The organism is Streptomyces sp. H27-H5 (genome assembly GCF_026627505.1).
GTDB lineage: Bacteria > Actinomycetota > Actinomycetes > Streptomycetales > Streptomycetaceae > Streptomyces.
The window spans coordinates 1-17,526 of the sequence record NZ_JAPNLK010000001.1 but is presented as its reverse complement, the minus strand read 5'-3'; the positions used below and the strand labels follow the sequence as shown (position 1 = coordinate 17,526).

21 protein-coding genes and 1 pseudogene are annotated in these 17,526 nt (G+C 72.1%); 8 read left to right on the top strand and 14 right to left on the bottom strand.

The window, feature by feature from the left end:
• Positions 1 to 14: 14 nt before the first annotated feature.
• On the bottom strand, positions 15 to 743 hold the full coding sequence (locus OTB19_RS00115) for a GAF domain-containing protein (protein ID WP_267795819.1): 729 nt from the start codon (positions 741 to 743) through the stop codon (positions 15 to 17).
• Between the two features lie 273 nt (positions 744 to 1,016).
• Complete coding sequence (locus OTB19_RS00110) at positions 1,017 to 1,793, bottom strand: ATP-binding cassette domain-containing protein (protein WP_267795818.1); 777 nt, start codon at positions 1,791 to 1,793, stop codon at positions 1,017 to 1,019.
• A gap of 264 nt (positions 1,794 to 2,057) precedes the next feature.
• On the opposite strand from OTB19_RS00110, the gene OTB19_RS00105 reads away from it, so the two are divergent.
• The 3 genes from OTB19_RS00105 (at position 2,058) to OTB19_RS00090 (ending at position 3,532) form a co-directional block, all read left to right on the top strand.
• Positions 2,058 to 2,357 (top strand): DUF6247 family protein, encoded by a 300-nt coding sequence (locus tag OTB19_RS00105; RefSeq protein WP_267795817.1) that lies wholly within the window; start codon positions 2,058 to 2,060, stop codon positions 2,355 to 2,357.
• Positions 2,354 to 2,614: a hypothetical protein gene (locus OTB19_RS00100; RefSeq protein WP_267795816.1), complete on the top strand. Its 261-nt coding sequence runs from the start codon at positions 2,354 to 2,356 to the stop codon at positions 2,612 to 2,614. Before OTB19_RS00105 ends, OTB19_RS00100 begins: the two co-directional genes overlap by 4 nt.
• Positions 2,615 to 3,262: 648 nt before the next feature.
• Positions 3,263 to 3,532 carry a hypothetical protein gene (locus tag OTB19_RS00090; RefSeq protein WP_267795815.1) on the top strand — a complete coding sequence of 90 codons (270 nt, stop codon included), beginning with the start codon at positions 3,263 to 3,265 and terminating at the stop codon, positions 3,530 to 3,532.
• Positions 3,533 to 3,769: 237 nt separating this feature from the next.
• On the opposite strand, the gene OTB19_RS00085 is transcribed toward OTB19_RS00090, so the two are convergent.
• The gene (locus OTB19_RS00085) at positions 3,770 to 3,928 is read right to left on the bottom strand and encodes a hypothetical protein (protein ID WP_267795814.1); all 159 of its coding nucleotides are present in this window, start codon (positions 3,926 to 3,928) and stop codon (positions 3,770 to 3,772) included.
• Complete coding sequence (locus OTB19_RS00080) at positions 3,925 to 4,389, bottom strand: STAS domain-containing protein (RefSeq protein ID WP_267795813.1); 465 nt, start codon at positions 4,387 to 4,389, stop codon at positions 3,925 to 3,927. The genes OTB19_RS00085 and OTB19_RS00080 overlap by 4 nt, the downstream gene beginning before the upstream one ends.
• 310 nt (positions 4,390 to 4,699) lie before the next feature.
• Here OTB19_RS00080 and OTB19_RS00075 point away from each other — a divergent pair, with 310 nt between their 5' ends.
• Positions 4,700 to 5,347 carry a lysophospholipid acyltransferase family protein gene (locus OTB19_RS00075; RefSeq protein WP_267795981.1) on the top strand — a complete coding sequence of 216 codons (648 nt, stop codon included), beginning with the start codon at positions 4,700 to 4,702 and terminating at the stop codon, positions 5,345 to 5,347.
• A 111-nt stretch (positions 5,348 to 5,458) separates the two neighbouring features.
• On the opposite strand, the gene OTB19_RS00070 is transcribed toward OTB19_RS00075, so the two are convergent.
• Positions 5,459 to 5,944, bottom strand: coding sequence for a peroxiredoxin (locus OTB19_RS00070; RefSeq protein ID WP_267795812.1), 486 nt, complete (start codon positions 5,942 to 5,944; stop codon positions 5,459 to 5,461).
• A gap of 401 nt (positions 5,945 to 6,345) precedes the next feature.
• Here OTB19_RS00070 and OTB19_RS00065 point away from each other — a divergent pair, with 401 nt between their 5' ends.
• Positions 6,346 to 6,876, top strand: a complete 531-nt coding sequence (locus tag OTB19_RS00065; protein WP_267795811.1) for a hypothetical protein — start codon at positions 6,346 to 6,348, stop codon at positions 6,874 to 6,876.
• A 69-nt stretch (positions 6,877 to 6,945) separates the two neighbouring features.
• On the opposite strand, the gene OTB19_RS00060 is transcribed toward OTB19_RS00065, so the two are convergent.
• The 6 genes from OTB19_RS00060 to OTB19_RS00035 form a co-directional block, all read right to left on the bottom strand.
• Positions 6,946 to 7,713 (bottom strand): LmeA family phospholipid-binding protein, encoded by a 768-nt coding sequence (locus OTB19_RS00060; RefSeq protein WP_267795810.1) that lies wholly within the window; start codon positions 7,711 to 7,713, stop codon positions 6,946 to 6,948.
• Positions 7,710 to 8,336 carry a TetR/AcrR family transcriptional regulator gene (locus OTB19_RS00055; RefSeq protein WP_267795809.1) on the bottom strand — a complete coding sequence of 209 codons (627 nt, stop codon included), beginning with the start codon at positions 8,334 to 8,336 and terminating at the stop codon, positions 7,710 to 7,712. The genes OTB19_RS00060 and OTB19_RS00055 overlap by 4 nt, the downstream gene beginning before the upstream one ends.
• Positions 8,337 to 8,686: 350 nt before the next feature.
• Positions 8,687 to 10,015, bottom strand: coding sequence for a chloride channel protein (locus OTB19_RS00050; RefSeq protein WP_267795808.1), 1,329 nt, complete (start codon positions 10,013 to 10,015; stop codon positions 8,687 to 8,689).
• 168 nt (positions 10,016 to 10,183) lie between these two features.
• Positions 10,184 to 11,509, bottom strand: a complete 1,326-nt coding sequence (locus tag OTB19_RS00045) for a collagen-like triple helix repeat-containing protein (RefSeq protein ID WP_267795807.1) — start codon at positions 11,507 to 11,509, stop codon at positions 10,184 to 10,186.
• Positions 11,506 to 12,126: a ribonuclease BN gene (locus tag OTB19_RS00040; RefSeq protein WP_267795806.1), complete on the bottom strand. Its 621-nt coding sequence runs from the start codon at positions 12,124 to 12,126 to the stop codon at positions 11,506 to 11,508. Before OTB19_RS00040 ends, OTB19_RS00045 begins: the two co-directional genes overlap by 4 nt.
• Positions 12,114 to 12,344, bottom strand: a complete 231-nt coding sequence (locus tag OTB19_RS00035) for a hypothetical protein (protein ID WP_267795805.1) — start codon at positions 12,342 to 12,344, stop codon at positions 12,114 to 12,116. The genes OTB19_RS00040 and OTB19_RS00035 overlap by 13 nt, the downstream gene beginning before the upstream one ends.
• Positions 12,345 to 12,553: 209 nt before the next feature.
• On the opposite strand from OTB19_RS00035, the gene OTB19_RS00030 reads away from it, so the two are divergent.
• Both OTB19_RS00030 and OTB19_RS00025 read left to right on the top strand, forming a co-directional pair.
• The gene (locus OTB19_RS00030) at positions 12,554 to 13,138 is read left to right on the top strand and encodes a TetR/AcrR family transcriptional regulator (protein WP_267795804.1); all 585 of its coding nucleotides are present in this window, start codon (positions 12,554 to 12,556) and stop codon (positions 13,136 to 13,138) included.
• A 92-nt stretch (positions 13,139 to 13,230) separates the two neighbouring features.
• Positions 13,231 to 13,995 carry an SDR family NAD(P)-dependent oxidoreductase gene (locus OTB19_RS00025; RefSeq protein ID WP_267795803.1) on the top strand — a complete coding sequence of 255 codons (765 nt, stop codon included), beginning with the start codon at positions 13,231 to 13,233 and terminating at the stop codon, positions 13,993 to 13,995.
• A 71-nt stretch (positions 13,996 to 14,066) separates the two neighbouring features.
• Here OTB19_RS00025 and OTB19_RS00020 read toward each other — a convergent pair whose 3' ends face one another.
• The gene (locus tag OTB19_RS00020; RefSeq protein WP_267795802.1) at positions 14,067 to 14,390 is read right to left on the bottom strand and encodes a DUF6225 family protein; all 324 of its coding nucleotides are present in this window, start codon (positions 14,388 to 14,390) and stop codon (positions 14,067 to 14,069) included.
• 110 nt (positions 14,391 to 14,500) lie between these two features.
• On the bottom strand, positions 14,501 to 15,115 hold the full coding sequence (locus tag OTB19_RS00015) for a hypothetical protein (protein WP_267795801.1): 615 nt from the start codon (positions 15,113 to 15,115) through the stop codon (positions 14,501 to 14,503).
• A gap of 156 nt (positions 15,116 to 15,271) precedes the next feature.
• Here OTB19_RS00015 and OTB19_RS00010 point away from each other — a divergent pair, with 156 nt between their 5' ends.
• Positions 15,272 to 16,471, top strand: a complete 1,200-nt coding sequence (locus OTB19_RS00010) for a serine hydrolase domain-containing protein (RefSeq protein WP_267795800.1) — start codon at positions 15,272 to 15,274, stop codon at positions 16,469 to 16,471.
• 25 nt (positions 16,472 to 16,496) lie between these two features.
• On the opposite strand, the pseudogene sbnA reads toward OTB19_RS00010, so the two are convergent.
• Positions 16,497 to 17,399 (bottom strand): annotated as a pseudogene (gene sbnA / locus OTB19_RS00005) (2,3-diaminopropionate biosynthesis protein SbnA); the annotation flags it as partial.
• Between the last annotated feature and the right edge of the window lie 127 nt (positions 17,400 to 17,526).

Below are 17,526 nucleotides of genomic sequence, written 5' to 3'. Positions count from 1 at the left end.
TGTCCGGTGCCCGCTCAGGTGTCGGCGACGACGGCGTGCGGGTCCAGATCACGCAGGATCAACTCGTGCGCCACCCGGCCGGCGCGCTGGCCCCGACGGGCACTGTAGGTGTGCAGCGCCTGGCGCGCCTCGTGCGGGGCGAGGGAACCGGCGGCGGCGAGCATCACGGCCGCGGTGTCGACGGCGGCCTTCGTGGCGAGGGCGGCCTGTGTGTTGGTGACCACGTCGGCCGGGCGCGGCGGATTCGCCCGCCAGATGGCCACCGCGTGGAGCGTGACGTCGGCCATGGCCTGGAGCAGCGCGACGTCCGACTCGGTCAGCGCAGTGGTGTCGCGCGTCAACAGGTGCAACGCGCCCACCTTCTGGCCCCGCACGCGCAACGGCAGTCCGTGGGCTCCCCGATACCCGGCCCTCCGGGCCAGCGGTGTCACCTCCGGCCAGGTCTCGGCGTCGACGTCGAGATCGGGCGCGTGAACGGCCGCTCCCAGACGGAAACTGTCGGCGCAGGGACCCTGTGCCGGGTGGAGGTGGAAGAGCTCGGTCGCCTCGACCCCGTCGTCGGTGACGGCCGCCGCGCGCAACCGGCCGCGTACGTTGGCGAGTATCACGGCCGCGGCGTCGACCGGGGTCAGCGCCACGCAGTTCCGGACGAGCCGGTCCAGCAGGGTCAGCGGGTCGACGTCGTCGGCGAGGGTGTCGCCCAGGCCGACGAAGGCCTCGGCGAGCTGCTGGTCGCGGGTCATGCCGATGTCACCGTTCCCTCGTACGGCCCGTCACCGGGCCTGGTCATGAGACCTGATGCGTCCCGCCATGGCCTCGCGGGCCCCGACGATCATCCTTGCGTACGATCACGTCACAGGCCGGGTGCCACTCGCGGGCCGCGGCGAAGGGGTGTGCGTGTCGTCGCCCGGTGCGCCGTCGGTCGCCGGATCAGGGACCCGACACTCCGGGTCGAGACGGCGGGAGCGCGGTACGAGGCGCACGCCCCTGCCAGGGAGCATTCCGGCGGGACCGCGTCAGCGCCGCAGCACCTTGCGCGACAGCAGGTTGCCGAGCAACTGCGCCGACTGGACCAGCACGATCAGCACGAGCACCGTCACGACCATCACCGAGGTGTCGAAGCGCAGGTAGCCGTACGTCATCGCCAGATTGCCCACCCCGCCCCCGCCGACGGTCCCGCCCACCGCCGAGAAGTCGATCAGGGCGACCAGCATGAAGGTCAGGCCGAGGACGAGCGGCCCCAGGGCTTCCGGTACGAGGACCGTGAGCAGGATGCGCAGGGGGCTCGCGCCCATGGACCGGGCCGCCTCGATCACCCCGGGCTCGACGGAGAGCAGGTTGGACTCCACGATCCGCGCGACCCCGAACGTCGCGACCACCGTCATCGGGAAGATCGCCGCGTTCGTGCCGATCATCGTGCCGACCACCTCCCGGGTGACCGGCGCGAGGGCGACGATCGCGATGATGAACGGAACCGGCCGACGCAGCGGGTAGAGCACGTTGCCGAGGACGGCGCGGGAGCGGAAGAGGTTGAACTGCTGGAAGATCATGCCGATGTCCCGTCGGATGGGGCGCAGTCGGCGCTCCCCGAGGGTGGCGAGGTCCTGGCCGTCCACCAGCACGCTGCCGGACGTGGGCTCTTCCAGGCCGTTGACCAGCCGCAACAGGGTGGACTTGCCCGCCCCGCTGTGCCCGACCACCCCGAACACGGCGCCGGCCTCGACCGACAGGCTCACGCCGTCGACGGCGCGCGTCCCACTGGGGAACTCCTTGTGCACGTCGCGCAGTTCCACGCCGGCGGTTATCGCTTGAGCTGCTTCTGGATCCGGGCGAGGGGGTGAAACGAACGTGCCTCCGAATCGTAGATCGTTTGCGAGTTCATCTCGATGGATGAAAGGTGGTGTTCATGATCATGCAATGAATATAAGGTTTCGCGCTCTTCTCTTCGCCTTGCGTACGCGGACCGGTGAACCGCCCGCCGCTCGGCGGATCCCCGGATGCCCACCTCCTTTGACCGGCCGGCCGCGTACCGTGGCGAAGAGACCGCTGGAGGAACCGTGAGCGCACAGCCCGAGTACGTGTCCGTCCCACCGCCCCCACCGGCCGCGGCCGCCCAACTCCTCGCCCGGATCCGCGCCGACCACCGGGCACAACGGTGGGAGCCGGCCTTCGAACGGGACTGGGCCAAGGCGCTGGAGGACTCCCGCCACAGCTACACCCTCACCCCGCTGCACGATGTCGTGCGCGCCTGGCGCAGCCGGCTCGACTCGGCCCCGGCCGTCGACGCCTTCATCGCGTCCGGCATGGACGACTCCGACCACATCGCGCTCGAAGACGTCATCGGAGCCCGACCGTGATCGGTGCGCCATGGCCGGCCCGGCTCTCCCCGCAGGCGGCGACGGTGCTCGCCGGACTGCCCTCCCACGCCCGCGAGATGGCGCGCGACGTGCTGGACATCGCCGCCCGAACCCCTTGGGGCTGGCCGCAGTGGGACGCGGGGGATCCCGCGGGGGAAGACGTCCGGTCCGCCTCCATCGGACGGTTGAGCGTCATCTACCGGATCAACCGGGAAGCCGGACGCCTCTCGGTCCTGGACCTCGTCTGGTTCGGATAGACGCCCGCCGCGCGCCCGTCCTGTGCCCGTCGTGTTGAGCTTCCGGTCGCGACGTCGAAGACGAACCCGCGGATGTTCTCCTTGTGCACGACGAACGGATCGGCCTCGATCCGACCCACCGACTGCCGCACGTCCACGTCGAGGTCGGTGAACGCCTCACTGGCCCGCGCGTCCATGCAGGCGACCACGGTCACGTGCTTGGCCGGAGGCAGCGGGAGCGGGCCGGTGAAGTTCCCCGCGTAGACGGCGTTGTTGGCGAGCAGCTGATCGTGACGGACATGTTCGGATCCTTGTCGTGCCGAGGGGGGGACCCACCCGGGCCACCGCGTGAACCGGGCGGGTTCGGACGCGGAACGGCCACGCACGCGGACGGGAACACGCGCGCGTGACCTACCGACAAGCCTCGTCGAACAGGCGGACACGGCGAGTCGGCCAGAAGGCCTCGATCGACGTCGTGCTCGTGTCCATGGGAGACGGTGAACTCACCCGACCGGCCTGCGCGCAAGGCAACAACCGTTCGAAGGGGGTCGGTGGACGGCCCTCGCGATGCCCGGTGGGCCGCCCCGGTCGGCTCGCCCCGTTGCTCCGTGCGAGGGAGGGGGTGTCACGGGGCGGGTGGCCGTTCGTTGCCCATGCATGACAGATCTCATGGTGAAGATTCCGGCCGACTGGCTGGCCCGGGTGTTCCTCTCGCTGCGCCGGGGCTCCTCGCCGGACGCGCAGACCCTCGCTTCCGAACTGGCGCCGTTCACGGAGAAGCCCGGACAGCGGATCCCGATCCCGCGCGCGACCGTCCTGCGGACCGAACAGGCGTTGCGGGGAGAACTCGAACGCGCCGGGACGGACGAGCGGCGGGCGCGGCTGGCGGAAGAGGCCGACTACCTGATCGGCGTCCGGGGCGGCGGCCGGATCCCCTAGTGCTGTGACCGGAAAGGTTCACCGTGTCACGGCGCCCGGCACGGCACCTCGCCGCGTTGTCGAACCGCCCGAGTACGTCCAGTACAAGCGGCAGTCCTCCGCCTTGCGATGCACCGCACCGGACACCGCGACCCGGCAAACCTTTCCGGCCACAGCACTAGATCCCCTGGCTCGCGCCGCCGGGCCCCCGGGTCCGCCCGCCCCGTGTTCTCGCGGGGCGGGCGGACCGGCTCGGGGTCAGGTCAGGGCGGGTCGGTGCTGCCTCCGCGGCCCGGCCGTACGGTCGAGGTGTGGTGCGAGGGCGGTACGACGTCGACGCCGCTGCCGACCGGGCTCCCCTCGCAGCAGGAGGACGGCGAGGAGCATCGGGGTGACGGTCAGGAGTATGAACGTCACCGCGGTGTCGCTTCCCCCGCGGGGCCTGGTCGGTCCGGCGGGCCGGAGGGTGCCGCGCGCTCCGCGCCGTCCCCCGGTTTCCGGCGGAGGCCGCCGTACGGGGAGGGCACCGCCGGTCCCGTCGCCGCCGCCGCGGCCAGGAGGCGTTGTACGGCCTTGGACTGGTTCACCATCCTCAGGCGACGCCCGTGCCTGCACCACTCGTCCAGGACGCGCAGGAGACCGGAGTCGGCGAAGGTGACGCGGGAGGTGTCCAGGACGAGCCCGGTGTAGCCGTGGGCGGCGGCCAGGGCGAGCGTCACGCGCAGGGGCCGGGCGGTGTGGTGATCGATCTCGCCCGTCGGGGCGATGGTCAGGACGTTGCCCCGGGAGTGGACCGTTATGGCGCAGGGCGCACTGTCGGCGCCGGCGTCGTGGGGGGTCGTGTGGGCCAGTATCGGGCTGCTCGTTGCTGTACTCACGAACCGACAACGGTCCGGCCCCCCGGGGAGGCAACGCGTCCGGAGGGTGCTTCACCCCTCGTCGGGGTCAAGATCCCCGGTGTGGGCGAAAACGGTCCCCCGTTCGGGGCAGACCCGCACGCGGCCGGTCGGATGGACGGATGGTCATCCGACCTGAGGTTCGCCGGCGCTTCGTCGAGCGACTGCCGCCGGTACGCGCTGCCGGGGAGCGGTGGTGCTCAGACGAGGATGAGTACCCGCGCTCACGACGCGGGCCCCACCGCGGCCGACCATGGAAGCACCGCAAGAAGCCCACGTGAAAGGCACCAGCGTGCTCAGTCGCCTCGCCTCCGCCGTCGTGCCCGTGTTCGGACGCCTGACCGTCACGGCCGACGTTCCGTCGCTGCCTGCCGGGGGAGCGGTGATCGTCGCCAACCACACCAGCCTGGCCGACCCCGCCGTCGTCATGGCGGCCCTGCGCCGCCTGGGCACCGAACCGGTGGTGCTCGCCACGGCGGGCCTGTGGCGGATCCCGCTGCTCGGCTGGTCGCTGACGCGCGAGGGACACGTACCCGTACGCCGGGGCACGGCGCGGGCCTCGGAGGCCCTGGAAGCGGCGGTCGAGGCACTGCGCGCCGGCCGGCACGTCCTGGTCTACGGGGAAGGCCGCCTGCCGCTGCGCCCGGACTCGGGGGAGGAGCCGCCGGAAGGCTTCCGCAGCGGCCCGGCCCGCCTGGCGCGAGCCGCCGGGGTGCCGCTCGTCCCGCTCGGCCAGGCCGGAGCCCGCCGGATCACTTCGGGCAGCACCGGCAAACAACTGGCCGGCCTGCTGACCGCGCCGGTCCGCCGACCCCGCCTGCACGTCCACGTCGGCACCCCGCGAAGCCTTCCCGCCGACACCGGCGAGGCCACCGCCCACGCCCGACACGCCGTCACGGCCGCCTGGGAAGTGGCGACGCGCGCCCTCTGCGAGGTCTGACCCCGGGATGGCGGGGGTCCGGCCCGCGGACGTAACCGCCCGCGAACAAGGCCTGCCGAAGCGGGGTCGGCGCATCCCGGACCCGCCCGGACCGGAGCCCTCACGGGTCCGTCAGCTCGCCCCGATGCGGGAGAGCTGTTCGGTGATGGTGTCCGCCGGCGGGAAGCTGGCGCCGACCGCGGTGACGTGCTTCCAGTGCAGGGTGCCGTCGGGGGCAACGATGAACACGGCCCGGCGCAGGCCGATGAGGGGTGCGGTGATCCCGAAGGCGCGGGCGACGGTCCGGTCGGTGTCGGCCAACAGGGGCAGGCGCAGTCCGCGGGAGCGCGCGAAGTCCTCGTGGCTGTCGACGCTTTGGGGGCTGATGCCCCAGACCTTGGCCCCGCCGGCTCCCAGGGATTCCAGTCCGTCGGAGTAGGAACACAACTGGGTCGTGCACACGGGGGTGTTGTCGCCGGGATAGAAGGCCAGGACGACCGGGCTCCCTCGGTGGCCGCCCAAGGAGTACTCGGTGCGGACGAACTCCTCCCCGGTCAGTTCACCTCCCGGCAGCCGGAAGTCGTCCACCACTTGGCCCACGGCTGGGGATCGGCCCACGATCGCTGTCCTCTCGGTTGCGGAAGGTGCGAGTGACGGCACCCGGAACCCGGAGCGCGGCCCCGTGCCGGGCGGCCGCCGCCGGATCCGCATCGTACGTGGCGTCCTCGTGGCGTCCTACTCCCAAGTCTCGGTGACCCAGTACTGGCGTGCGCACCGGAGCGGGTCCCCGCTGTTGTACCCGAGGGTGAACGCGGCCGTCCGCCGTCAGGGCGGCGAGGACCCCCACACAGCGGGCACCGAAGCCGCGGGCACCGAAGCGATCGCGAACGCCCATGATCGTCTCCCCGGGAGCACCCCCACCTCCCACGGTCGCCCGCGCCGGACCGTCGGCTCGCACGTGAGGGCGCGGGGGACCGGTGGCCTTCGGGTGTCGTGGTGCGGCGGGTCATCATGTCCGGATGACAAGGGGAGAATCGAACAGGCCGGTGCCGTGCCCGGGGTGCGGGACGTCGGAGCACGTGCCGGTCGAGCGGGCGCGCACGGACCGGAGCGGGCGGCGCGAGGACCTGGCGACGAGGCTCGCGTCGGCACCGGAGCACACGGGCGAGGGCTGTACGCACCTCGCGGAGGGCATCGTCATCGCCGGGATGGCCGCCGCGGCCGGCGCGTACGCGGCCGACGACCGGAACCTGCCGTGGCTCACGGCCGTGGGCGCCGTCGCCGCGGTGCTGATCCTCGCGGCGACCATCGCGATCGTCCGCGGCGAGAACCGGGACGCGCGCAGGGTGCTGGCGGGCGCCGCCGGGGCGGCCGAGCTCACCGACGACGCGCGCTACTGCCCCACCTGCCGGGGCGTGTTCTCGGCCTCCGGAGACCCGTGGCCGCACCCGGTGTCACCGGAGCGGTTCCGCCGGCACGTCTGGACGGCTGCCGGGTACGGCGACCTGCTCGAAGCGAAGGCGAAGGCCTCCGAACCGCCGTCGCCCTGATCGGCCGCGGATCACGGCCGGCCGGCCGCCGACGCCCGCGCGGCGGGGCTACTTCTCCGCGCCGCGGGGCTACTTCTCCGAGCAGCGGTCGGCCCCCGCGGAACTCGCCCGGTCGCCGTCCGCGGACTTCACCTGTATCGACTCGGAGGACAGCGAGAAGTTCAGCTCCAGCCCCGAGGCGGTCGGCCGGGCGGCGGTGAGACGGGCTCCCGCCGGCAGGTCGTCGATGTCGATGGTCCGGGGGGCGAGCCGTTCGGCGATCCGGTCCACGAGGCCCCCCGCGACGGGCAGCGAGCCCAGGGTGTCGACGGGCAGGTCGCGCCCCAGGACGGAGACCGTGGTCGGCGTCAGGGTCAGGCTGGTCGCCGTGGTGGCGAGCCGCGTGTGAACGGTGACCGGGAGGCCGAGGTCCCCGACACTGCCGGTGAGGGTGAGACCGTTCGCGTCGCCGCCCACCTTCATGCCCGCCTCCGTGGACGCGAGGCGCTTCTGGAGGGTCCCGTACGAGACGCGCGCCGTGGCGCGGCCGCCGCCGACGGCCCCGTCGGTCGTGACGTCGTAGAGGTCGGCCTCGACGTCCATCTCGGTGTCCGCGCGGTGTACGCCCCGGGCCGAGACGTGGACCGCCCCCACGTCGCCGGTCAGCGAGCGCAGACCCGCGAACGAGTCCGTCAGCTCCGCGCTGACGGCCCCGTCGGCCTGGAGCCGGCACGCCGCCTTCTCCTCGATGCGCTGCTGCGCGGAGTGCTTCACGACGGCGTTGGCCGTTCCGGTCGCCGCGGCGAGGACCACGGTGAGTCCGGCGGTGACGAGGACTGGGGTGCGGCGGAGCTTCATGAAGCGGCGGTTCCGATCTGTTTCAGCATCCCGAAGGCCTGGAGCAGGAGAGGGGAGGGAGGGGTCGGGGCGACGGCGTCGCTCTGGCGCCGCCTGCGTTGGGTGCGCAGGACGGCGCGCACGGTGGACATGGCCGCGCCGGCGATCACGGCGGCGCGCAGGTCGGCGTCCGGCGTGCCGTCGGGGAGCCGTCGGAGCACGAGGAGCGTCAGCCGGTCCTCGAACTCGGTGAACGCCTGCACGAGCCGGGCGGCCACCAGCACCTCGGCGCCCTCGATGGAGTGGGTCAGGGCGGTGAGGCTTGAGGCCGCGAACGGGGCCACCGCCGAGAGCAGCGCGTTGAACACCGCGTCCAGCGGCTCCTCGTCCGCGGGGCGGGCGGTCAGTTCCGACTCGACGTGACGGAACAGGTCGGCGCTGTCGGGCAGGAGCAGGGCCTCCTTGCTGTCGAAGTACCGGAAGAAGGTCCGCTCGGAGACGTTCGCGTGGGCGGCGATGTCCGCGACGGTCGTCCCCGCGAAGCCGTGGGCGGCGAACAGGGTGGCGGCGCCCTCGCGCAACAGGCGGCGGGTCTGTTCCTTCTTGCGCTCGCGCAGTCCGGACTCGTCGGGGTCTTGAGGCATGTATGAAGCCTAGCAATGACGGCACCCCTGTCAATTGTCAGCTCTGCCACTTGGTACAAGGTTGGTTCGTGTCAGTCCTGCCACTTCTCTCTTGGAGTCGATGTGCAGTTCCCCCGGCGTCCCCGGCCCCGAGCCCGCTCCTCCCGCCCGGGCGCGCTCGGTGCCTTCTGCGCCCGTCACCCGGTGTGGGTGATCGCCGCCTGGCTCGTACTGCTGGCCGGCCGCGTCGTCCTCGGCGCCCGCGGGCTGACACCGGACGCCCGCCACGGGGCCGGAAACCGTCGTCGCCGGCTGGCGGTCCGCGGTCCGTGGTCCGCGGTCGGCGGCGGGGCGGCGCGGCGGCCGGATCCTCATCCGGTCTTCGCGCCGCCCACGTCGATCTCCACACCGGACGCCCGCGGGCGGTCCAGCATGACCTCGATGAGCAACGCCGTGACCGAGCTGATCACCATCAGCGGCATCAGCGTGGCCGCGTCCTTGCCGAGCAGGGCGGCGGCCAGCACGACGCCGGTGACCGGCAGGCGGGTGGCCGCGACTCCCGCGGCGCAGATGCCGGCGGCCAGGGCGGGGGCCATGCCGAAGCCGGCAAGGCTGCCGCATGCGATACCGACCGCGGCCCCGATGGTGATGGCCGGGAAGATGGGACCGCCGCGGAGGCTGCCCAGCGCGATGCCCCAGCCGATCAGCTTGAACACGGCCAGGGCCACCAGCGAGCCCACCGCCCAGGCCCCCGGGTCGGCCGCCAGCGCACCGATCACGATCTGGCCGGACAGCGCCACCTCGCCCGGGGAACGCCCGGTGGCCAGGGCGTAGGCGGTGATGGAGACGCCGACGGCCAGGGCGCACAGAATGATCCGGACCGCGGAGGCACCCACCCATCGGTGGGTCCGCAGACCGAGGAGCTTCCCGGCGGCGACGAGCGCTCCGATCAGGGCGGCCATGGGGATGCCCCACAGAAAGTCGGCGGCGTCCAGCAGCCCCGTGGGCGGCTTGTACGGGAGGGCCAGCGAACCGATGCTGAGCCCGGTCCAGTGCCCGAATCCGGTGAACACCAGGGCGCCGACGCCGCTGGCGACCAGGGCGGGCAGGATCAGTACGACCAGCCGTACGCCGCCGAGCCCGGCGGCCTCCAGCACCATCACGGCCGGGATGAGCGGGCTGCCGAAGATGGTGCTGATGGCGGCGGTGGAACCCGCCATGCCGAGCACCGCCGTCAATTGGGGCTGGGCGGCGCGCTGTGTGGCACGGATGCAGATCAGCGCGATGCCGCTGCCCAGTGCCATGAGGGGGGCCTCGGGTCCGAGGATCACACCGAGGGGGAGGCAGACCAGCGCGGCCAGGGCGACGCTCGGCAGCTCGCGGGGCGTGGTCGTCGCCCCGCCGATTCCGAAGACGGGTACGTGACCACCCGCGCCGGCCATCCTGGTGATGACGGGCGCGGCCAGCAGTCCGGCGAGGGCCAGCGTGGGCAGGCCCCACCACCACGGTGACACGACATAGCCGAGTGCCTCGGGCGCGGACTCCCACACCCAGTGCTGGAGCTTGTGTTCGAGGCTGATGAAGCCGAAGGCGATCAGCGAGACGGGGATGCCGACGAGCGCGGACGCCAGGAGCAGTCGTATCGTCCCCGGTGCGGTGAGGGCCTGACGGAGGGTCGGTTGTCGCTGCGACTCTGTCAAGACTGCCGAGCCCCCTCCGTGTAGCCACTGCCGGTGACGGTCCTCATCAGGTTCGGTCCACCCGACGGCATCCGCAGGGCAGGCGGGCCGGACGGGTGAGGCTCACCGGCCCACCGACCGGCCCACCCGCCTCGTGCCTGCTCCGCCGGCGCGCCACCGTACACATCCCTAAGCTCCCGGTGCTCCCGGTGCCTCCGCCGGTCCCGCCGGCCCCGCAGGTCCCGTCCGTCCCGCCGCCTCGCGATGCGCGGGGGACACCGGCCTCGTGTCGAGGAACTCGATCACCGTGATGGCGAACAGGACCGCCAGGACGATGCCGACGACGACCCATCCGGTGGGATAGGACCACAAGGCGAGCGTCAGGGCGCCCACCGCCAGGACCGCCTGGACCAGCCGGCGCTTCCAGCGGTGTACGAAGGGCCCGACCGGGCCCAGCCGCATCCCCATCTGTTCGGCGGCTCCCCGCGTGGCGTCGATCCCCGCCGACCACAGGTGGCGCACCTGGGCGGCGCGGCGACCGGGGCCGCTGAGCCAGGCCCCCAGGGCGACCGCCACACCGAGCACGGCGACCGACCGCACGGCGGTCCGCAGGAAGCGCACGAGCTGGTCGAACACGGCGGCCGCCGCGTCGGCGGAGACCCCCGCGGGCAGCTTGTCCAGGTACAGGGCCCGGGCGATCACCAGGCCCAGGCCCAGCAGCAGCGCGCCGGCGGCGATCAGCAGCGCGACGGTCGTCAGCGCCCGCCGACGGCGCCGGGCCAGCCACACGGCCAGGGCGGCGATCAGCACCACGACCACGGCCAGCCAGGTACCGAGGATCTGCAGCAGCCGGAAGCCGGTCTGGGCCTTCTTGACGTCCTTCGACTGGACGACGGTGAAATCGGTGTGGATCTCCGGGACCTTCGCCGCGACGCCGAGACCGGCGTCGACCAGTCGCTGCTTCAGCTGGTCGATCACCGGGGCGAGGTCGATGGTCACGGCGTCGTCGGTCACCTTCACGGCGCCGCCGCCCTGTCCCGTGAGCGCCTTGACCATGGCGGCGTGGATGCGCCGGTTGGCGTCCGTCCAGAAGGTCTGGAACCAGGAACTGGCGACGACGTTCGTGGCCTCCTTGCCGACGAAACTCGCCACGGCGCCCTCGATCGGCGACCCCAGTTTGCCCAGGGCCTTCGAGAGCATCGGCCGGTCCTCCGGCGCCGCCTCCTGAAGCAGCGTGTCCAGGTCCAGGTGCTTGGTCACGGCCTGCGCCGCGCGAGCGCCCACGGCCTCCTGGACGGCCCGGTCGTCGACGAGCGGGCCCATGGTGGCGACATAGCGGTCGGTGTCGCCCAGCAGTGAGGACGTCCACGAGGCGACGACGGCCAGGGGAGTGAGGACGAGGACGAGCACCATGAGGATGGCGGACAGGGCGGAACGCAGTTTCCGGTGCGGACGGGACAACTCCGCCACCTGGGCCCGCAAGCGGGCGACTTCCGCGTCCTGGGCGTGCGTCACGGACTTCTCCGATCGGTCGTGAGAAAGCGATTCAGCGGCGGCTCCTGCGCCAGGACCGCGCCGATGGTCAAGGCGAACGTGACGGCGGCGCAGATCGCGATGAGCCAGGACAGGAGGGTCAGCACCAGTCCGAGGGAGCCGTACTCGTTCAGCGCCCGGTTCAGGGCGGCCGGCATGTACAGGGTGGCGCTCAGCGACAGCACGGTCGTGGCGATCGAGGCGAGTACGGCGCCGGGCGGCAGGGCCGTCCAGCCGATCCGGCCGGCGAGGAACAGGTGCTGGGTCCACATCCCCACGCCGACGCCGAGGAGGAAGGTCAGGGGGATGCCGATCCACAGGCCCGCCCCGAACCCCTCGCGAATCGGGCCCTCCATGAAGACCACGAGCAGCAGGGCGAGGAGCCAGGCGAACCAGCGCCAGGCGGCGATCCGGGTACGCGACTTCGGCAGTTGCCAGGCGCGTTCGCAGACCCTGGCCATGGCCCGGCTGAAACTGGTGGCCGAGATCAGGGCCATCAGCAGGCCGACGACGCCCGTGGTCTCGCGCAGGTTGTTGCCGGTGGAGGAGCCCAACACCTGCTGGAGTTGCGCGTCGGCCTGGCCGGTCAGGCCGAACATGGTCCGCAACGACGCCCGCAACTGATCGCGTACGCCCTGGGGTGCGAAGGCGGCACGGCGAACAGGAGCGGCACGGACGCCAGGAAGGCCCGGGAAGCGAGCCGGGTCGCCCCGTCCAGGAGGTTCGTCGACAGGAGGCGGCCCGTCAGTTCGGTGACGACGGGGAACCGTCCCTCGATCCGGACGTGCAGGCCACGCAGTCGTTCCTTCCACGACATGACACCTCCCATCACGCCGCAGGACGAGCCGACCCCGACAGCCAGTCAAGCGCCGGCAGCGGGGGAGGGCGCGCTCTGCTGGGCCGAATGAGTGGCCCGTCGGGTCGGCGGCACGAGGCCGGCGCACCATCCGGGGTACCTCCCCGTGCAAAGCGAGCCGGACGGAACATACTTGACCGATCATTTCAGAATGATCTAGGCTCCCCGACGTGGCCAGAACCAAGGAATTCGATCCGGACGTCGCGTTGCAGGCAGCCCTGGAGCTGTTCTGGCGGCGCGGCTACGAGGCGACGTCGATGGCGGACCTCGTCGAACACCTCGGCGTCGGGCGGGCCAGCATCTACGCCACCTTCGGGAACAAGCGCACCCTGTACATGAAGGCGTTGGATCGGTACGCGGAGCACCGTGACCCGGGGCTCCTGAGCGAACTGTCCCAGCCGGGACCGGCCTTGCCGGCCGTGCGCGCGGTCGTACGCCGCTTCGCCGACGAGGCCGGTTCCGACGACGGACGCCTCGACGGATGCTTCATCACCAATACCGCCGCCGAGTTGGGGGCGCACGACGCGGGAGCCGCCCGCCGGGTCGAGGCGAGCTGGAGCCACGTCGAGACCCTGCTGCACTCGGCACTCACGCGGGCCCGCGCCCAGGGCGAGCTGCCCGAGGGACGTGACCCGCGCGCGCTCGCGCGGATGCTGCTGGTGCTGATGCAGGGCCTGCGCGTCGTCGGCAAGGCCTCCGGCGATCCCGCGCGGGTGCGCGACGCGGCCGAGCAGGCGCTGGAGTTGCTCGACTGAGCGCCCCCCGGGCGGGGTTTCCCCTTGCCCTCATTCTGGAACGTTTGGTCAAATAACAGCCATCCGATCACTCGACAAGGAGTCTCACTCCCATGTCCACACGCTTCACCGGCAAGACCGTGCTCGTCACCGGCGCCGGTTCCGGCATAGGCCGGACCGTCGCCCTCGCCTTCGCCACCGAAGGGGCCGCCGTGGTCGCGGCCGGCCGCACGGCCGCCTCGTTGGAGGAGACGGTCGCGCTCATCGAGAAGGAGGGGGGCACCGCTGTCGCGGTCACCGCGGACGTGACCCGCTCCGAGGACGTACGGGCCCTGGTCGACCGTGCGGTCGAACGCTTCGGCGGCCTCGACGTGGCCGTCAACAACGCGGGCGTCTTCCGGGGCGGCGCGCCCGTCGCCGACCTGCCCGAGGAGGAGTGGCGCACGATGCTCGACGTGAATGTGACCGGTGTGCTGCTCGGCCTCCAGGCCGAGGTCGCGCAGATGCGTCGTCAGCCCACCGGCGGGGCGATCGTCAACATCTCCTCCAACCTGGGCGCACACACCCGCATCCAGGGAGCGGCGGGCTACATCGCGACCAAGGCCGCCGTCTCCGCCCTGACCCGTGCCGCCGCGCTGGACCACATCGCCGACGGGGTGCGCGTCAACGCGGTCAGTCCCGGCCCGTCGGCCACCGGGATGTCCCTGCGGCCGGGTGAGAGCGACGAGGGCCGCGCGCTGCGCATGGAGGACGAGTCGCCCCTGGGCCGGGTGTCCTCCACCGAGGTTATCGCGGCAGCCGTGCTGTACCTGGCCTCGCCGGACGCCGCCACCGTAGTCGGCGCCGACCTGGTGATCGACGGCGGCGCCTCCGCCTGAGCTGCGCAGAGCCCCGCCGGGTGGGGTGCTTCGTACCTGGCGGGGCGGTTGGGGGAGTGCGCGCGACGGGGTCAGTCCACGTCGAGGTGGTACACACCCGCCTTGGCGTCGGCGAAGAGGGTGAACCGCACCTCGGGAGCCGCGTCGCCGCCCCGGGAGAGGCCCGAGTCCGAGGAGTCGGCGGAGTACGAGAAGTCGGTGAGGTCCGTGAGGTCCGTGAGGTCCACCTCCACGGGTTCGGCGTCGACCAGGACGAACTCGCCGTAGGCGTCGAAGTCGCCCGGTGCGTCCGCCACGCCGACGTGGATCGGGGTGTCGTCGGGGAGTCCCGCGAGAACGGACCGGAGGCGCCCGGCGGTCCAGACCTGAGGTGTGTGCTCGAAGGTGTCTGCCATGAGCCGAGGGTAGTGGCGCTGCCGCGGCGCCCCCGGTACCGCCGCGCCGAGCCCTCCGGGCGGTGCGCCCTCCCGGTCGGGCGGGCGCACCACGGTGGCGGGCGTACGACTCACCCGGCCCCGGGAGTGGCCGCCGCACCCCGGACGACCGCCCGGGTACGGGGGGTCGCGAGGGGGTTCACGACCACCGGGCAGGAGTTCCACAGGTCCACGCCGGCGGCCAGGAGTTCCCGTACCGCCCGTTCCTCTTCGGGGGTCCACGTGGAGCACTGGCCCGCGAACAACTTCTCGTAGGCGTTGTCGTGGGTCGCCTCCTGCCGGGGCAGTCGAGCGGTGGCGGCCAGGCCGCGGGCCAGATCCTCGAAGAAGTTCCACGCCTCCAACACCGCACCCGGCGGCACCGCGCGACCCACCGGATCGTCCAGCCAGTGCTGGACCCTGGCCAGGTCCAGCAGACCGACCTCGTGGGCGGCGAGCCCGCGCCCCCGCCGATCCGCGTACGTCCTCGCCCGCCGGGCGGTCACGAACACCGGCAGACAGCGGTGTCCGACCGCCGGCAGCGCGAACACCCGGTCGGGCGCGTCGCCCCGCCCGCCGACCCACAGCACCACCGCGCCGCGTTCACGTCCACGCACCCGGTACGCGTACAGCCGTTCGCCCCCGCCCCGGCCGTCCCCGCCACCCTGCCCGACCGGGCCCGGCCCGCCACCCTCGATCTCCGTCACCCGCCCACCCTCGCAGGATCCGCCGGGCGACGGCACGGCAGGTCCCCAGGCGGCGGCCGGCCGCTCCCTGCCCGTACGATTCGTTCGCGGACCGTGCGCGACCAGGGCGTTTCCAGGCGGAATGCGCCCGTTCGGGTGCGCGCCCACACTGTGAGGATGAGGCGTACTCGGACGGTATTGCTCTCCCTCGCCGGCCTGCTCGCCGCGGTCGTTCCGGCCGGGACCGCCACCTCGGTCCCCACCGCGCCGCAGGGCTGCGCCGCCTCGCCGGGCCCCGCCCAGGGCCAAGCACGCCAGGTCCTCGACATCGCCGAACAGGCACGGCGGGAGTTCGACCTGAACTCGGTGATCCTGAGCGTCGCCTCCGGCGACAAGGACGTGCTCACCACGGCCCTCGGCGAGTCGATGACGGGCGTCCCCGCCCGCCCGTCGATGCACTTCCGCACGGGATCCGTGGGCATCGCCTACATGGCGACCGTCCTGCTCCAACTCGTCGAGCAGGGCAGAGTCGGACTGGACGATCCGGTCTCCCGGTGGTTGCCCGACCTTCCGCACGGCTCGGAGATCACCCTGCGGATGCTCGGCGCCTCCACGTCGGGCCTCCACGACTACGTCACCGACCCGAAGTTCCTCGCCGCCCTCGAAGCCGCCCCCTTCCGCGAGTGGACGGCGAACGACGTGAACGCGTACGCCACCTCACAGCCCCTCCTCTACAAGCCCGGCACCAACTGGAGCTACTCCCACGCCAACTTCCAGCTCCTCGGCGCCGCACTGGAGAAGATCAGCGGCATGCCGTTGCAACGACTGCTCACCGAACGCGTCTTCGGCCCGCTCGGCCTGAACCACACCAGCAACCAGTACACCCCCGATATCCCGGCCCCCGTCCTGCACGCCTTCACCTCCGAACGCGGCAAGTACGAGGAATCCACGTTCTGGAACCCGTCCTGGACCACCGCCCGCGGCGCCGTCCTCACCGGCGACATCTGCGACCTGACCCGCTCCGCCCGCGGCCTCGGCACCGGCGCGCTGCTGTCCGCGCAGTCCTTCAAGACCCAGCTCGACCCGGGCACGGTCGGCCTGGGCCACGCCACGGCCGACTGCCCGGCCACGGTCTGCCTGACGAACACCCCCGCCACACACTTCGGATTCGGCGTCCTCGTCATCAACGGCTGGATCCTGACGAACCCGTCCTTCTCGGGCTACGCGGCGATCCAGGCCTACCTGCCGGCCGAACAGATCTCCCTCGCCGTCTCGACGACGAAGGGCCCCAAGAGCCCCGAGGGCAACCAGGCCGAGAAGATCGCCGAGCGCATCGCCGCAGCCCTCACCCCCGCCCACCCCCTCAAGGCCAACTGACACGAGAACGTGCCGCCCGGGGCTTCTACGGGGCGTCGAGGGGGTCGGGGCCGAGGAGTTGGAGCCCCGTGTCCTCGCCGAAGAGGCCCTCCACCCAGTTGGTCTGGTAGATCGTGTCGAGGTAGCGCTCGCCGAGGTCCGGGGCGATGGCGACCGCGGTCAGGCCCGTGGTGTCGTGCCGGGCCAGCCACTGCGTCGCGCCGCCGACCACCGTGCCGGTCGAGCCGCCGAACAGGAAACCCCGTCGGGCGAGGAGACGGCAGGTGCGGATGGTTTCCTTCTCCTCGACGCACACCGCCTCGTCCACGAAGGACTCGTCGAGCAGCGGAGGGCGAACGCTCATGCCCAGGCCGGGGATCATGCGGCGCCCCGGCGCTCCGCCGAACGTCACGGATCCGACGCTGTCCACGGCGACGACGGTCACCGCACGGTGCCACTGGCTGAACCAGCGGGCACAGCCCATGAGGGTGCCGGTGGTTCCGGCCCCCACGAACAGGACGTCCAGCCGGGGGAAGGCGCGGGCGATGGCCGGAGCCGTACGGTTGTAGTGGGCACGCCAGTTGGCCGGATTGGTGTACTGGCTGAGCCACACGTACCGCGGGTCCTCCGCGCACAGCCGGCGTACGTAGTCGAGCCGTGCCGTGAGGAAGCTGCCGTTGTCCTCGTGGCCGGTGATGACGTGGACCTCACTGCCCAGCGCCTCCATCATCAACCGGGTCGCCAGATTGCAGCGCGAGTCGGTCACACAGACGAACCGGTAACCCTTGCTCGCCGCGATCACGCTCAGCGCCACGCCCAGGTTTCCGGACGAGGACTCCACGAGGGTCGAACCGGGGGTCAGGACTCCTTCTCGCTCGGCGGTTTCCACCATCTCGGCAGCGGCCTTCAATTTGACCGAGCCGGCGAAGTTGAAGCCCTCGCACTTCAGCCTCGATCCACCGCGTGATCTTTGATCACGCGGTGTGATTGCTTTTGTGGTGGGTTTCCGGATTCGGGCAGGCCGGTATCCCGGGTGGCCGTCCCGGTGGCGGGTTCTCCGAGGTTCTTTCTGGTCG

Coding starts and splice junctions, on each gene's coding strand:
- OTB19_RS00115 (WP_267795819.1), bottom strand. CDS start 743: ATGACCCGCGACCAGCAGCTCGCCGAGGCCTTCGTCGGCCTGGGCGAC.
- OTB19_RS00090 (WP_267795815.1), top strand. CDS start 3,263: ATGGTGAAGATTCCGGCCGACTGGCTGGCCCGGGTGTTCCTCTCGCTG.
- OTB19_RS00065 (WP_267795811.1), top strand. CDS start 6,346: ATGACAAGGGGAGAATCGAACAGGCCGGTGCCGTGCCCGGGGTGCGGG.
- OTB19_RS00060 (WP_267795810.1), bottom strand. CDS start 7,713: ATGAAGCTCCGCCGCACCCCAGTCCTCGTCACCGCCGGACTCACCGTG.
- OTB19_RS00055 (WP_267795809.1), bottom strand. CDS start 8,336: ATGCCTCAAGACCCCGACGAGTCCGGACTGCGCGAGCGCAAGAAGGAA.
- OTB19_RS00040 (WP_267795806.1), bottom strand. CDS start 12,126: ATGTTCGGCCTGACCGGCCAGGCCGACGCGCAACTCCAGCAGGTGTTG.
- OTB19_RS00035 (WP_267795805.1), bottom strand. CDS start 12,344: ATGTCGTGGAAGGAACGACTGCGTGGCCTGCACGTCCGGATCGAGGGA.
- OTB19_RS00025 (WP_267795803.1), top strand. CDS start 13,231: ATGTCCACACGCTTCACCGGCAAGACCGTGCTCGTCACCGGCGCCGGT.
- OTB19_RS00020 (WP_267795802.1), bottom strand. CDS start 14,390: ATGGCAGACACCTTCGAGCACACACCTCAGGTCTGGACCGCCGGGCGC.
- OTB19_RS00010 (WP_267795800.1), top strand. CDS start 15,272: ATGAGGCGTACTCGGACGGTATTGCTCTCCCTCGCCGGCCTGCTCGCC.